Below are 13,983 nucleotides of genomic sequence, written 5' to 3' on the forward strand. Positions count from 1 at the left end.
CTTCCCTGTCCTCGACGCCGAACGATGCTGTCCGATACTTGGGAGATCGATCGGTGAGCCCGGGATAACAGTTCTTCGGACGCATGTTCCACGTGAGACTCACGGGACCGTTCGGGCGGCGCAATGGGGAAAGTCACATCGGCCTGAAAACCTTCACGACTCCCTGCCGAGAGTGCCCTGTTTGGGTGCGTTTTGACAGTTGAGTACGGCCGTATACCGGTGAGTTATCAAATACCGTGACCTGTACCGCCGATTCGGCGCCGCAACGCGCTGCGACGCCGAATCATGCGCCCGCCTCAGGCCACGGCCAGCACCGGACCCTGTGCGCCCAACAGAGCACGTAGGGACGGAATTTGACGCCAGGTCAAGCCGAGAGCGAGGGCGGCGAATCGGAGAGTGACATGCGGGGCGCCCTGCGCCGCGTGACGTATCGCCTCCCATGCGGCCGGTTCGGTCCAGGGCAGCGCGGCTCGGGCGGGTGCCGACGGCTCCGCTGCCGCGACGCGCTCTCGGTCGAGCTCATGGATCTGCGTGAGCTCGGCCGAGAGGTCGGCGGCGGCCTCCAGGGTCGGCGGCAGTACGCCGAGCAGGTGGGCGGCGACCGTGTTGTGGGCCAGGGCATCGTCCAGGGTGGTGGAGTGGATGCGGGCGGAGGCGTCCGTGAGCGGGATGAGGTGGTTCACCGTACGGATCGGTCCGCGTACGCCGTCGACGGCCGCCGCGAACAGGGCGGAGGCTTCCGAGGGGTGCCAGGACAGGGCTTCGCGGACCGCGGCCACGTCCTGCACGAGCGGGGTGAGAGCGTCGCCGTCCAGCCGGTCCAGCACGTCGGCCTGGGGGATCTCCCCGTCGGCTCCCGGCCCGGCGACGTAGACGGTCGCGGGTACCCCGGCGAGCCGGCAGGCGGCCAGGACCAGGGCGTCCACCAGGGGGCTGCACAGGGTGTCCTCGTCGCCGTGCGCGAGGATGTCGCCGCCGACGTCGACGATGCGGACGTGGTCGAATCCGGTGTCCGCGAGGCGACGGATCTGTTCGGCCAGTGCCGACAGCCCCTGCCATGGGTCGAGCAGGGCCAGGCGTGCCGGCAGGTCGGCCGCCAGGGCGGGCAGCGTGGAGCCGGCGGGCGGGATCGGCCGCGTGGTGGGGGCGATCACCGGCATGCCCGTAGGGTCTGCGAGGTCGGCGAAGTGCACGACCCCGAGCGGGCCGGAGGTGGGGTCGACTTCGAGGCGTTCCCAGGCGTAGGTGGCGATCGCGGCATCGCCGAGGGGTGTGCCGGTGAGGACGCGGCCCACGGTCGCCGCGGTGATCGCGGTGCCCACGGGATCCCCGCCGCCGCCCGCGGCGATGAACAGGTCGCTCACACCGTCTCCCGTGCGGTGCCGATCCCGGTGATGCGCACCGGCGTACCCATGTTCTTGCGGGCCCGCGTGTTGGCCTCGTGGAGGCCCTCGTAGTACTCGCGGTCGAGCTTCTTGACGTGGTCGGAGTAGAACATCCAGGACAGGATGTCGCGGTACTTGAAGCCCTTGGGTGTGAGCTGGACGCGGCGCGGGCCGACGCGGTGGATCAGCCCGTTGGCCTGGGCTGCATCGAGGATTTGGTCCACTTCGGGAGCAATTGCGTCCAGGCCGAAGCGGTCGAGTTCGGACAGATCGAGGTCGAAGGTGTCGAGCACGAGCCGTTTGCGGACGATCTCCTCCGGGGTGAGGGCGAACCCCGTCGTGGGCTGCAGGCGGTGGGCCCTGGCGTTGTCGATGTAGTCGGCGACCTCGCTCAGGGACGGCTTGACGCTGCCGGTCATGTAGTCGAGGACGGAGCTGTAGGAGCGGGCGCCGACACCGAGGCCGAGCAGGGGCACGCCGTGGAAGGTGAGCACCTTCTGCACATAGCCGCCGCGGCCGGGCTTCTTGTAGCGGACGGAGCCCTCCTGGACGTATCCGTGGGCGGTGAACACCTCACGGGCGTAGTCGTAACGCTCGTACAGCTCCGGCTTCCACATGTACTGGTATGCACCGGTCCGGGAGAACCACGCGTCCGGTCGCACCGTGAGGAAATAGGTGGAGATCGTCGTCGGCGCGAGCTTCGCCAGCTCGTCCACCGAGTGACGCCAGGTCTCGGGGGTCTGCCCGGCGAACCCCATGATCAGGTCCGTCGACAGGTCCGGCAGTCCGCGCTCGTGGACGATCTCGACGGCCCGGCGGATGACGTCCTCGCCCGCCTGACCCCGCCCCGCCTCGCGGATCTCCTGCGGGACCAGCGACTGGATGCCGATGTTGGCGCGCGTCAGGCCCATGTCGAGTAGCCGCCCGAAGCCGTCGGGGTCGGCGACGATGGAGTCCGGTGTGGCCTCCAGGGCGACTTCCTCGACGGTGGAACGCCAGTTGGGGTAGATCTCGCCGAGGGTGGTGAAGATCTGCTCGAAGTGCCGGGTCGACAGCAGCGCGGGCGTGCCGCCACCGATGTAGACGGTCCGCAGCCGGCGCGCCCGGATGACCTCCGCGTGGTCGCGGAGCTGCGTACAGAGCGCGTCGGTGTAGGCGTCGTACAGGTCCTCGTCGGTGGAGATGACCGTGTAGAGGTTGCAGAACCCGCATTTGTAGCGGCAGAACGGGACGTGCAGATACAGGTTGAGTTCGGGGACCGGGTGGTTGGCCAGGTCCCGCGCCCACACGTCGTGGATGTCCCAGGCGCCCTCGTCGAGCGGCCGGTAGGTGGAGCGGGGCGGATACGAGTACTGGTAGGGGGGTATGACGCCCTGCTGGATGTACTCGGCGAGCTGGTCGTGCGGGCTGTTCACGATGGATGACTCCTTCGCACCATGCCGTTCGGTTGACCTTGCACCCCGATCCGAACACGCAACATTTTGTTGAAGCTATCGGTGTTGTGCACCAACTCCCGCATGCTGACGGGGCGTCATCGTTGTGGCTTCGGCCAACTCAGGCCTGTCATCAGCAAGTTGTTTTCAGAGAACAGCCCGATGGACGGTGCGCCGCCGAGGACGATCCACTGGGTTCGTGGACAGCAGCGACGAGCCGGGCGTGACCGGCGTGATGGTGATCGAGCCGATGGGCAATGCGGGACGCTTCCTCGCGGAGGCCGCCGCCCGCTTGGGCATACGGCTGTACGCGGCCACCGACGAGCGGGTGCACGCCGGCTACGAACCGTGGCTGACCCGCGGCCTCGCCGGGGTGTGCCTGACCGAACTGGCCGACACCAAGCGTGCGTTGGACGACATGGAGGTGTTCTGCCGGGAGCAACGCATCGCAGGAGTCGCGGTCTGCTGGGAGTTGCTGACCCCGCTGGCCGCCCTGCTCGCCGCGCGCCTCGGGCTGCCGGGCAACGATCCGCTGCGCGCCAAGGCCGCCCGCAACAAGATCGTCATGGCCGAGGCGTTCCGCGAGGCGGGCGTGGCGGCCCCCGCGGGGGCGGTGGTCACCGGCGCCGAGCAGGCCCACGCTGTCGCCGCCTCCGGCAGGCTGGGGTGGCCGCTGGTCGTCAAGCCGGCAGAGCAGGGCGGCTCCTGGGGCGTGAGCGTGGTGGCGGGCCCGGACGGCCTCGACGCCGCGGTGGCCGCCGCCGGGCGGTTCACCCGCGCCGAGCCGCACGGTCTGCCGCTGGACTCACGCCTGTTGCTGCAGAGCTATGTGCCCGGCGAGGAGTTCTCCGCCGACACGGTCGTGCACGAGGGAGTGCCCTATCCGCTGCCCGTGGTCCGCAAGGACACCACGGCCGGCACCTACCGCGTGGAGACCGGGCACTCCTGCCCCGCCGGACTCGACCCGCGCACGGTACGGGCGATCCAGGACACCGCCGCGCGTGCCGCCCTCGCCGTCGGGGTGCGCAACGGCATCGCCCACACCGAGGTGAAGATCCCTCCCGGCGGCAGGCCGGTCGTCATCGAGACCGGCGCCCGGCTGCCCGGCGACAACATCTGCGAGATCGTCGAGGCCGCCACCGGCGTCAGTGAAGCGGCCGCCTATCTGCAGGCCGTCACCGGGCGGCTGCCGCACATCGCGCCGACCCGCGACGAGGCGGCCGCGCTGCGCTTTCTGCTGCCCGACCGGGCGGGGGTGGTGGAGGACGTCCTCATCCCCGCCGTGCCCGGCACCCACAGCCACATCGACATTCGTCCCGGACAACGGGTGTCCGAACCGGCGGACAGTTCCGGCCGGGTCGGGCACGTCGTGGCGCGCGCCGCGTCCGTCGACGAGGCCCGCCGCCTGGCCGGCCAAGTGATCGCCGATTCCCTGGTGAAAGTGAGCTGACCTGTGCGCAATCCCGTCCGGAAGATCGCGTTTCTGCGATCCGTGGAGATCCGACGCGCCGACCCGTACATCCAGCGGACCGTCCGCGACCTGGCCAGACAGGGCGTCGAGAGCTCCCTGTTCCACACGCACGGCACGGCGGACGACGGGGACTTCCCCGGCATGCGCCGCCGCCTCGATCCCGCCGTCACCCCTGCCGAACTCGCCCGCGAAGTCGCAGAGTGGGGCGCGGACGCCGCCGTATCCATCTCCCTGCCGTGCGAGAACGCGCTGCGGGACGCCACCGTCAAGGAACTCCTCGACGCCCGGGGCATCCCCACGGTCATGACCCCGCTGCCGTCGACCCTGGCCCTGTGCGACAAGTGGGAGACCAAGCAACTCCTCGCCCGCGCGGGCCTGGACGCTCCGCGCGGTGTCAAGGTCGACTCCGACCTGCTCGCGGGGCGCGGCGTCGCGTTTCCCGCCTACACGGACGCCTTGCGCGCATCGGCCGCCGGCGTCGGCTATCCCCTGCTGTCCAAGCCGTTGTGGGACTCCACCAGCATGGGCATCAGGGCCCTGCCCGACGCCGCCGCTCTGGACGCGTACCTCGCCGATCCGCCCGAGGTGTCCGCGGTGATCGAGGAGTGCGTGGCGGGAGCGCTGTGCTCGGTGGATGTGGTGGGCGAGCCCGGCAAGTACCGTGTGCTGCCGGTGTGCTGGACCGGCACGGCGGGCACCGAACCGGTGTTCACTTTCGCCGACCTGCGCTGGTGCGGTCCCAGACCGCAGGCCGACGCCGATTTCGAACCCGTCGCGGTAAAGCTGGTCGCCTTGTGCGAGGAGCTCGGCGTCCACGGCTCCGTCAACGTCGACATGATCTACACCGGTTCGCGGTACGTGGTGCTGGAGATCAACCCCCGTATCGGCGGTGCCACCACGCTGTCCTGCGCCGCCTCCGCGACGAACACCTTTGACGCCCTGGCGGCCATGGCACGCGGCGACTACAGCCCGGCCCCTGTGCGACGTACGGGATGGGCCATCGAGTTCCTCTCCCCCGAGCGCCTGCCGGAGTCGGCGCGGGCGGAGCTGACCGACCGTCTGGATCTGGTGACGGCCCACGAGTTGGTGATCGACGACACCAGTCACGGCGACATCGTCGTCTTCACTCTCGCCCGAGGCGACGAGGAACAGACTGTCAAGCAACTGCAGGAGTTGCATCGGACAGTGGGCTGGCCGCGTCAGGAGATCCTGGGCAAAGTCCGAGCCCTGCTCACCCCATGACCGGCACCGTCACTCCCCGTGCGCCGCGTGTGTCCCGGCTGCGTCGCATGCTCGGCATCCCCGCCACACGCGGACACGGCCGGTTCATCACCGGCAACCTCATCGACTCCCTCGGCAACGGCATACTCCTGCCGCTGGGCCTGCTGTACTTCACGACCGTGCGCGAGCTGCCCCTCGCCGCGGTCGGGGCGGCCGTCACGGTGGGCCAGTTGGCCGCCCTGCCCGTCGTCTTCGCCGCCGGCCGGTTCATGGACCGACGCGGTCCCAGACGGCTCACCGTCATCGCCAATGTCGTCAGCGCGGCCGGTTTCCTCTCCTTCCTCCTCGCCGAGCGGCCCTGGCAGATCGCCTGCGCCTACCTTCTGGTGCAGTCCGGCATCAACTCCTACTACACGGCGCAGCGCACGCTGATCCTGCACGCCGCACCGGCCGCGGAGACGCGCGGCTGGTTCGCCATCACCGGCAGCCTGCGCAACGTCGGCATCGGTGTCGGGGCGCTGCTGGCGGCCGGCACGCTCGCCCTCTTCGGCACGGACGCCCTCACGTGGCTCGTCGTCACGGCCGCGCCGCTGTATCTGCTGGCGGCGTTCTGCTTCGCCCGTGTTCCGACGCGCCCGCCGCCGCAGAGCGCCCCCGAAGAGCCACCGAGCGAGGAGGGGACGGCCGGCGCCAGGTGCGACCCCGGCGACATGCGCCGCTACCTGCTCCTGGTGACCTGCAACATCCCCTTCGTCCTGTCCCAGGCCATGCTGTCGGTGCTCATCGCCGTGTACGCCACCGAGACGCTCGCACTGCCCGCCTGGTCCGCGAGCATCCTGCTCGTGGTGAACACCGCGATGGTGTCCACCCTCACCAGCCCGCTGACGGCACACGCCGCCCCCGGGCAGCCTCGGCACACCATGGCCCTGGGTCACGTCCTGCTGGTGTGCGCCATGCTGGCGTTCGCCGCACCCGCGCTGCCCGACGCCGGCCTGCCCGCATGGCCGGCCCTGGTCACGGCGATCGTGCTGTTCAGCCTGGCCGAGATCTTCTACTCGCCGGCCGTCAGCGAACTGTCCGTCACGCTCACCCCAGGCGCCGCCCGCGGCAGCAGGCAGAGCCTGTACCAACTCTCCTGGTCCGCGGGCAACATCGCCGCCCCAGCCCTGTTCACCGGCCTCCTCGACGCACATGCCCTGCTGCCCTGGACCGTGCAGGGCGTGGCGTGTCTCATCGCCCTGGCCGCGGTCCCGGCCCTCAAGTCCCCTGCCGCGCAGGGCGGAAGGAAGCAGAGTTGAAGACCGAGATCGTCAGCGGCGTCCACGACGTCCCGGCGGCGGACTGGGACCGGCTCGCGGAGCATGCCGGGGTGTACCTGTCACACCGCTGGCTCGCCGGTGAGGAGAACGACCCCACCGCGACCGCCTCGTACACGCTGATCCGCGACCACGACGGCACCCTCGTCGCTGCCGCGCCTCTGTACCTCGTGCACAGCGAGCCCAACACCTACTACGAGCCCGCACACCTGCCGCCCGGCGCGGAGCGGCCTCGCGTGATCGCGGGCGCCCGACGCGGCTACCACAACGCGCCGTTGACCGACCCGGGCCTTCCCGACGACGTCGAGGTCCAGTGCCTGTCCCTGCTCCGCGATGCGGCACGGGACCACGCCGGTCGGCACGGGACCTCGCACTGGTGGCCCTATCTCACCGAGTCCGCCACGCGACGGCTCGCGCCGCTGTACGGCACGCCCCCGCACCACATGGAGGACGACGCGACGATTGTGCTGCCCGGCGCCGGGTTCGACGACTACCTGGCAGCCCTGCCGTCCAAGCGCCGCGTGGCGATACGTCACGAACGCGCCGCGTTCAATGCGGCGGGGCTGGACGTACGTCGCGGGTACCTCATGGACTGTTACGAGGACGCCGGGCGGCTGCTGGCGGCGCTGCAGCGATCCCACGGCCACGGTGACGACACCGCCGCGATGACGGGCCTGCTGAAACGACAGGCCGATGCCATGGGCGAAAGCGCCCGAGTCGTAGCCGCCTACGACGGCTCCCGCATGAACGGCTTCTGCCTCTACTACCACCAGGGCAGCACCACTTGGCTGCGCGCCGTCGGCATCGACCCCGAACGCCCGGCTCCGTTCGCGTACTTCACCCTCACCTACTACGAGCCGATCGAGGACGCGTACCGCCATGGCACAACCGCTGTGCACGCGGGGATGAAGGCGATCGAGGCGAAGCGGTTGCGTGGTGCTCGGGTCAGTGGGTTGTACGCGCTCGATGACACGGGTGCGGAGGGGTGTGCGTGAGGGTGTGCGGGAGAGGTCGTCGGTGATGGATTGCCCAGTTCGACGAGCCAGGGGCTACTCCTGTCGTGGGCCGATGACCCGGGCATTGTTGGCTTCGCCGTGGAGCCACTCTCCGGTACATCCGGCCAGACCAGATCGGACCACCAGATCTCACCGATGTTCGAAGCCACCAAGGCAGCGAACTCTTCCTCGACGCTGCCCACGGGCCGGTAGTCCATGGATGCCGAGAGCGGCAGGTGCGGGTGCAGAAGGTCCGGATCACAGGAAAGCTCGGATGCGTGGATCCCGCCGTGCAAGCTGTCGCGTCGGACGGATCCCGTGCCCAGTCCTCGACGTTCCCCTTCCTGAACCAGGCATCGGACAGCGCCTCACGTATCCGCAGCACTTCCCGGACCGTCCGCAGCTCGACATCCACCGACACCCGCGCGAGCTGCTGGTCACTGATTGCCACAAGCCCCGCGCGACGCGCAGGGCCGCGGCAGGGTCGGTGGCGCGGAAGGCCGGGTACGCGACGGGGTTGGACATACGTGCACCCTGCCACCGTCCAGACGCTAGACGCTGACGGCGTCGAGAACCTCCGCCCGCGCGGGGCCCGGCGGCATACCCTGCTCGACCTCGGCCATGGTCCGCTTCACCGCCTCCACCAGAGCTGGAGCGCTCATCTCCGCGCCCGCGCCCGGCAGGAGATGGGCCCCGGCCCGCTCCGCCCGAAGCGCGTCGGGATCGCGGCCGGCGAGCAGCGTCAATGCCCTCGCCCGGTCCCAGTCGGGGTGCCGGTAGGGGTGGCCGGCCGCGTGTGCGTCCATCTCGGCCAGGCGGTGACGGGTGTAGGAGGTGCTCTGCCAATACACCGGTTCCAGACCCTCCCGCGTCGCCCGGCCGAAGGCGGCGACGAGGCCGACCGGGTCACCGGTGCCGTGCTTCCGGAGGACGTCACGCAGGATCAAGCTGTGCTGGAGGCTTATCGCCAGTCCTCGGCCGATGCTCGGCACGGTGACCGCCCACGCGTCGCCGACGGCCACCAGCCCCGTGACGAGGGGGACTTCGGCGTCGTACAGGGTCCGCTTGCGGTCCGTGAGTCCGGCCATGATCCGGACCCCCTCGGTGAGAGATCCGCCCTCCAGCCAGGCGTCCGCGCCAGGGAACAGGCGCACGGCGGCCGACCAGGCGCGTTCGTGGCGCAGCAGCCTACGCAGTTCGTGATCGTCGCTGCGGCTGATGAGGCCGAGCGAGTAGGTCCCGTGGTCGGCCGGGATGCGGAGAAGGCCGAGGGAACCGTGCTCCTCGATCAGCGGGAACGTACTCGCGGGCAGGGCGCCGTCGGCCGACCGGAAGTAGCGGCAGTAGTAGGTGAATCCGCGCCGCCCCGCTTCCTCGACCGGCCCCGGTACGCCGATGTCACGCAGCCAGGAGGGCAGCGGCGATCGGCGCCCAGTGCAGTCCACGACGAGATCGGCGGCGCGTGGGCCCGTGCTGGTCTCCACCCCGGTGACATGCGGTGCGCGGGAGTGGGGCGCGGAACGGCCCGGCCTGCTGCGCAGGCCCCGGCACGCGACGCCCCGCTCGATGCGGACACCGCCGGCCTCGGCCGCGCGCGTGGTGACGTACTCGAGGAGACACCGCCGGGCGGCCAGCGTGTCGAAGCGCGCGTCGGCGGCCAACAGGCCATCGCGCAGGCCCGGTTCGGGTGCAAGTGCGTTCATGCGGACGGCCCCGGCCGCCGTCATCTGCCCGACCAGGCCCGGCAGCTGCGCCTCGGTCAGTTGAAGCCAACGGGCGAGCGGGAGGTGGGTGAGGCGCAGTTGCGGGATGCCGGGGCGATGCCATCGTGCCCAGGCCACGTCCGGGTCCGACGGCGGGGGATGCGGGTCACGTTCCAGCACGGTCACCTGATGGCCGTCGTCGGCCAACAGCAGAGCGGTCTGCAGGCCGCCGAGCGCGGCACCCAGTACGACGATGCTCGCCATGAGGGTCATCCTTCCCCGCTGGGCGGGTTGCCGTACCGGCGCGACGGGGCTGTTCGGGGGGCGCAGTACGGGCATCGCACCTCGGCAACTTCGCAACTTGGCCGAAGTCGGCATGGCGGGCGGGATGTGGAACGTTCAGGATCGCGTCGCTGTCAGCTCCCGTTCCGCAACCACCCGGAACCCGTTCGGCAGGCGGCCGGTCAGGCGCAGGACGGTGTCGGTGGTCCGGTCCTCCGCTCCCCCGGCGATGGCGCGGTCCATGTCGGCGAGCATCGTGGCGAACTCCAGCGGGATCACCGCGGCGAGACGGTCACGCATGTCGTCGTAGGTCAGGCGGTCGTGGGCGACGGGGCGGCCGGTGACCTGGGTGACGATCGCGGCGATGTCGTCGTGGCTGAGCGCCTCCGGCCCGGTCAGGATCAGGTCCGTGTCGGGGGCGCGGTCGTCGGTCAGCGCGCGTACGGCCACGGCGGCGATGTCGTCGGCGTCGACGAAGCCGACCCGGCCGCTCCCGGCAGCGGTGCTGATGACGCCGTGCTCGCGGATGCTGTCCGCGTGGGCGTGCGTGCCGGTGAAGTTCTGCATGAACCACGACGGCCGCAGCACGGCCCACTCGTCGAACAGGCCGGGCAGCGCCCGGTGCACCGCGCCCGCCGCCGGACCACCCTCGGGGATGGCCGAGGAGCTCAGCAGTACGGCACGCTCCACACCGGAGGCGCGGGCCTGCCGGAGGAACGGCAGCATGACCGCGGCCGGGTCCGGATCACCGACCGGAGGCACGAGGTAGACGCTGTCGGCCCCGGCGAGGGCGTCGCCGAAGGTGGCGGGGTCGTACCAGTCGAAGCGGACCGGTTCCGTGCCCGGCAGCGGGGTGGCGCGACGGCTCGCGGCCTTGACGCGGTGGCCGGCGACGATCAGCTGTGCGGCGGTACGGCTGCCCGTGGTGCCGGTGGCGCCGATGACCAGGGTGGTGCGGGTGACGGTCATCGGGCGCTGCTCCCGGCGAAGTCGACACCGGGTGCCTGGACCGCAAGGGGGTTCCAGTAGTCGCGGTAGGAGGTGAAGTGCCCGTCCTGGACGGTCACGACGGCGATGTAGGTCATGTCGAAGGGACCTCCGGTCCCGACCAGACGGCCCACCCCGCGCATCTCGACCACGATGGTCCCGGCATCGGTCGTCTCGTGAATCCGCAGTTCGGGGAAGTCGTGCAGGTCGATGTGGTCCGGGTAGTCGCGCATGTAGGCGGCGATGGCCTCCCGGCCCTCCAGCCGCTCGGGCCAGCCAGGGGGCGCGAAGGGGAACTCCATGACGCCGTCGTCGGCCCACAGGCCGACCCAGGCGGGAATGTCCTTGTCCAGCAGCAGCCGCAGGCTGTGACGGTACAGATCCGCCGGTGAGGTGGTTGCGGGCATGGGCTTGTCCTCCCGTACGATACGGACCAGCGGTCCGCTTCTTCCGGGAACGATATGGACCGCCGGTCCGCATTGCAAGCGGAGGAGCAACGGAGGAGCCCCATGCCGACCCCCATGGCCGAACGCAAGCCCCGCAAGGACGCGGCCCGCAACCGGGCGGCCGCCTTCACGGCCGCCGACACCCTGTTCGCCGAATGCCGGAGCCCCGACGAGGTCACCATGGCCGACATCGCGGCAGCGGCCGGCGTCGGCAAGGGGACCCTCTTCCGCGCATTCGGCGACCGCACAGGCCTGATCCACGCGCTGGTGAGCGCGCGACTCGAGCCCCTGAGGGTGGCCGTGGAAGAGGGCCCTGCGCCGCTGGGCCCGGCCACGCCGCCGCTCGAGCGCGTACCGGCCCTGCTCGACGCCGTCCTGTGCTTCAAGCTCGACAACCGGCATCTCGCACTGGCCCTGGAGACGGCCGGCTCGGACAGCCCCTACCGCACGGCTCACTACGAGCGCTGGCACGCCCTGCTCCGCGACCTCCTGGACCGCGTCCCCGGCCTGTCCGGCAGCGACTTCACCGCCCACGCGCTGCTCGCCGCCACCCGGGCCGACCTCGTCGAATACCTGGCCGGGCAGAAGGCGGTGCCACGCGCGGAACTGCGCGAACAGCTGGCGAAGTTCACTGCCGGAGTGCTCGGCAGCGGCATGTGAAGCAGTCCGGATGTCAGCGGGCCACCGAGTTGGCCCCCGCCTGCGCGAACTTCTCGTCCAGCGCGCCGGACGGAGCGCCCGCGACGCCGATGCCGGCGATCGGCGCGTCGTCCGCGGTGACGGGCCGCGATCCACGCCGCCGCCGAGGGCCGCCCCGCCCTGTCCGCGCCGGTCGCGGGCCGCGTCATGGCCAACCTCCGCCGGCCCCGCCCCACCCTCACCGACCGCGAACGTGACATCCTCACCCAGCTCGCCCGCGGCATCGGCAACCGCGACATCGCCCGCGCCCTGTTCATCAGCGAGGCCACCGTCAAGACCCACCTGCGCCGCATCTACGACAAGCTCGGCGTCGACACCCGGGCGGGGGCGGTGGCGGTCGCGAAGGAACAGCGTTTGCTGCCGTGAGGCCGGCAGGCCCGGCCGCGGTGCGCCCCTCGGGCCACTCAAGGGTCGACGCTGCTCAGGAAGATCCCCCACTCACTCTTGAAGATGTCGGCACCCTCGGCACAAATACTCTCGGCCTCCGCCCGAAGCGGCGGCGCAGGCTCTGCCGCGCCGCTGAGTCCGGAGCAGGAATCGGGTCGTGCAGTCGGTCGATCCCGTCCTGGACAGCGCCGGTGGTGAGGAACACCGCGCTGTACAACACGCCCGCGTACTCGGGTTCCTTGACCCGCAGCCGTCGTTCCGTGTCGGCAGCGACCTTCTCGGCCGCGGCGTGCGCCGCCCCGCAGCCCCTGTCGGCCAGCGAAGTCGTCATCGTGCACTTGTCCAGGTCGATGTCCGGCTACGCGTCCGTCGCGCTTCGTAGGCAGCCTCGATGTCCCGCGTCAGGTGCGACGTCGCCGCGGACGCGGAGGCGTCCGGGACGGCTGAAGCGCCGGCCGGCGCGGACGATCTCGCCTGCGAAGGCGCCGGCTTGGCGGGCGCCGGGTCGCCGCTGCACTCGGCCAGCAGAACTCCGGTGGCCACAGCCGGCGGTAGCGGCCAGGTCCGGCTGATCGCTCGTCGTCCCGAAAACATGCCGGGATCTCAGGGAGGAGCGCCCGGGAGGGGTCCCGGCTCGCTCCGGGTACCGCCGGGATGGCGGGCCCTGGACCTGCTCGTCCAGGGGACCGAGGGGCGGGGCGCGCGGTGCTACCCCCTCCGGTCCGCGTCGAGCGCCTCATCGACGCGTTCGGCCACCCAGGCCAGGAAGGCGTGTACGTCGGCGGTGGGCAGCGCCGTCGCGGCGGTACGGGAGGGGCGTTCGTAGCTGTGCACCGCGGCCTGCAACAGCGGACGGAAGCGTTTTTCGGATGCCGCGACCGCCTCCGCCGCCCGGCGTTTGGGCTGCCAGCGGCCCGTACGGCAGAACTGCACGGAGCGGCAGCCGTTGAGGACCCGGTTGTCCGCGAGATGCCCGTCGCCGGTGCTGTGCTCACGGACCGAGGAACGGAGCGCGGTGAGCACGTCGGCGCGTGCGGGCTCGGCGATCACCTCCCGCGCCGGCCTGCCGTACAGCACGCGCCCGGCTCGGTGAGCGACGGAACGGTCGATGACGTACCAGAACGCCGGCGACTCCGACGGGTCGACGCCGGCCCGTTCGGGCAGGAGCGGTCCGGTGTTGATGTCCAGCAGGTAGCCGGCCTCGCCGGAGGGCCGGGCCGCGAAGTCCCGGTCGTAGACCACCAGCTCCAGTCCCGCCGCGGGGCACGGCAGGGCGGGGTGTGCGAGTGCGGCGGCCAGGTCGGGGACGGCTGGGCCGGGGAGCGCCCGGCCGGGGACGGTGCCGTCCACGACCACCGTCACGTCGACGTCGCTGCGTCCGTGCCGGTAGTCGCCGAGCGCGACGGAACCGACGGCGATGACGCTCACCAGGTGAGATCCGCACAGAGCGTGCGTGCGCTGGACGACCTCCTGGAGGTAGGGACGCAGTTCGTCCGGGACGGAGTACGGGTCCACGAGAGTGCAGGTCATACCGTCAGTGTCCGCCGAGGCCGGAAATCGATGAATGCCCGAGAACCTCCGCACCGGGCGACACGTGACGACACCCGGCACATCCGGAATCACGCCAATATCGGCATCGGACGCCGCGCGGTCGACGC

General features: G+C 71.0%; 11 protein-coding genes and 1 pseudogene. 6 read left to right on the plus strand and 6 right to left on the minus strand.

The genetic code is table 11. From position 1 onward, the window contains the following. Positions 1-296: 296 nt before the first annotated feature. Positions 297-1,364, minus strand: a complete 1,068-nt coding sequence (locus AB5J55_RS03655; RefSeq protein WP_369269250.1) for a DUF1152 domain-containing protein — start codon at positions 1,362-1,364, stop codon at positions 297-299. Further along, positions 1,361-2,800: a coproporphyrinogen-III oxidase family protein gene (locus AB5J55_RS03660; protein ID WP_369269251.1), complete on the minus strand. Its 1,440-nt coding sequence runs from the start codon at positions 2,798-2,800 to the stop codon at positions 1,361-1,363. Before AB5J55_RS03660 ends, AB5J55_RS03655 begins: the two co-directional genes overlap by 4 nt. Positions 2,801-3,017: 217 nt before the next feature. Here AB5J55_RS03660 and AB5J55_RS03665 point away from each other — a divergent pair, with 217 nt between their 5' ends. From AB5J55_RS03665 to AB5J55_RS03680, 4 genes are read left to right on the plus strand one after another with little or no spacing between them, the layout of a single operon-like run. Continuing rightward, complete coding sequence (locus AB5J55_RS03665) at positions 3,018-4,268, plus strand: ATP-grasp domain-containing protein (protein ID WP_369269252.1); 1,251 nt, start codon at positions 3,018-3,020, stop codon at positions 4,266-4,268. Positions 4,269-4,271: 3 nt separating this feature from the next. Further along, positions 4,272-5,531: an ATP-grasp domain-containing protein gene (locus AB5J55_RS03670; protein ID WP_369269253.1), complete on the plus strand. Its 1,260-nt coding sequence runs from the start codon at positions 4,272-4,274 to the stop codon at positions 5,529-5,531. Continuing rightward, positions 5,528-6,808, plus strand: coding sequence for an MFS transporter (locus AB5J55_RS03675; RefSeq protein ID WP_369269254.1), 1,281 nt, complete (start codon positions 5,528-5,530; stop codon positions 6,806-6,808). Before AB5J55_RS03670 ends, AB5J55_RS03675 begins: the two co-directional genes overlap by 4 nt. Then, positions 6,805-7,821 carry a peptidogalycan biosysnthesis protein gene (locus AB5J55_RS03680; protein ID WP_369269255.1) on the plus strand — a complete coding sequence of 339 codons (1,017 nt, stop codon included), beginning with the start codon at positions 6,805-6,807 and terminating at the stop codon, positions 7,819-7,821. Before AB5J55_RS03675 ends, AB5J55_RS03680 begins: the two co-directional genes overlap by 4 nt. A 551-nt stretch (positions 7,822-8,372) precedes the next feature. Here AB5J55_RS03680 and AB5J55_RS03685 read toward each other — a convergent pair. The 3 genes from AB5J55_RS03685 to AB5J55_RS03695 all read right to left on the minus strand — a co-directional run bounded on the left by AB5J55_RS03685 (position 8,373) and on the right by AB5J55_RS03695 (position 11,200). Then, positions 8,373-9,788 (minus strand): hypothetical protein, encoded by a 1,416-nt coding sequence (locus AB5J55_RS03685; protein ID WP_369269256.1) that lies wholly within the window; start codon positions 9,786-9,788, stop codon positions 8,373-8,375. A 135-nt stretch (positions 9,789-9,923) separates the two neighbouring features. Further along, a complete protein-coding gene (locus AB5J55_RS03690) occupies positions 9,924-10,775 on the minus strand; it encodes an NAD(P)H-binding protein (protein ID WP_369269257.1) in 852 nt (283 codons plus the stop codon). Beyond that, positions 10,772-11,200 (minus strand): nuclear transport factor 2 family protein, encoded by a 429-nt coding sequence (locus tag AB5J55_RS03695; RefSeq protein WP_369269258.1) that lies wholly within the window; start codon positions 11,198-11,200, stop codon positions 10,772-10,774. Before AB5J55_RS03695 ends, AB5J55_RS03690 begins: the two co-directional genes overlap by 4 nt. Before the next feature lie 114 nt (positions 11,201-11,314). Between AB5J55_RS03695 and AB5J55_RS03700 the strand changes: the two genes are divergently transcribed. Together AB5J55_RS03700 and AB5J55_RS03705 are read left to right on the plus strand one after the other, a co-directional pair. Continuing rightward, on the plus strand, positions 11,315-11,899 hold the full coding sequence (locus AB5J55_RS03700; protein ID WP_369276081.1) for a TetR/AcrR family transcriptional regulator: 585 nt from the start codon (positions 11,315-11,317) through the stop codon (positions 11,897-11,899). A gap of 123 nt (positions 11,900-12,022) precedes the next feature. After that, positions 12,023-12,304, plus strand: a pseudogene (locus tag AB5J55_RS03705) (response regulator transcription factor); the annotation flags it as partial. A gap of 729 nt (positions 12,305-13,033) precedes the next feature. Here the strand turns inward: AB5J55_RS03705 and AB5J55_RS03710 are convergent. Then, positions 13,034-13,855, minus strand: a complete 822-nt coding sequence (locus AB5J55_RS03710; protein WP_369269259.1) for an aminoglycoside adenylyltransferase domain-containing protein — start codon at positions 13,853-13,855, stop codon at positions 13,034-13,036. Positions 13,856-13,983 lie beyond the last annotated feature (128 nt).

The sequence above is a fragment of the Streptomyces sp. R11 genome (assembly GCF_041051905.1).
Lineage (GTDB): Bacteria > Actinomycetota > Actinomycetes > Streptomycetales > Streptomycetaceae > Streptomyces.

Coding starts and splice junctions, on each gene's coding strand:
- AB5J55_RS03675 (WP_369269254.1), top strand. CDS start 5,528: ATGACCGGCACCGTCACTCCCCGTGCGCCGCGTGTGTCCCGGCTGCGT.
- AB5J55_RS03685 (WP_369269256.1), bottom strand. CDS start 9,788: ATGGCGAGCATCGTCGTACTGGGTGCCGCGCTCGGCGGCCTGCAGACC.
- AB5J55_RS03690 (WP_369269257.1), bottom strand. CDS start 10,775: ATGACCGTCACCCGCACCACCCTGGTCATCGGCGCCACCGGCACCACG.
- AB5J55_RS03695 (WP_369269258.1), bottom strand. CDS start 11,200: ATGCCCGCAACCACCTCACCGGCGGATCTGTACCGTCACAGCCTGCGG.
- AB5J55_RS03700 (WP_369276081.1), top strand. CDS start 11,315: ATGGCCGAACGCAAGCCCCGCAAGGACGCGGCCCGCAACCGGGCGGCC.
- AB5J55_RS03710 (WP_369269259.1), bottom strand. CDS start 13,855: ATGACCTGCACTCTCGTGGACCCGTACTCCGTCCCGGACGAACTGCGT.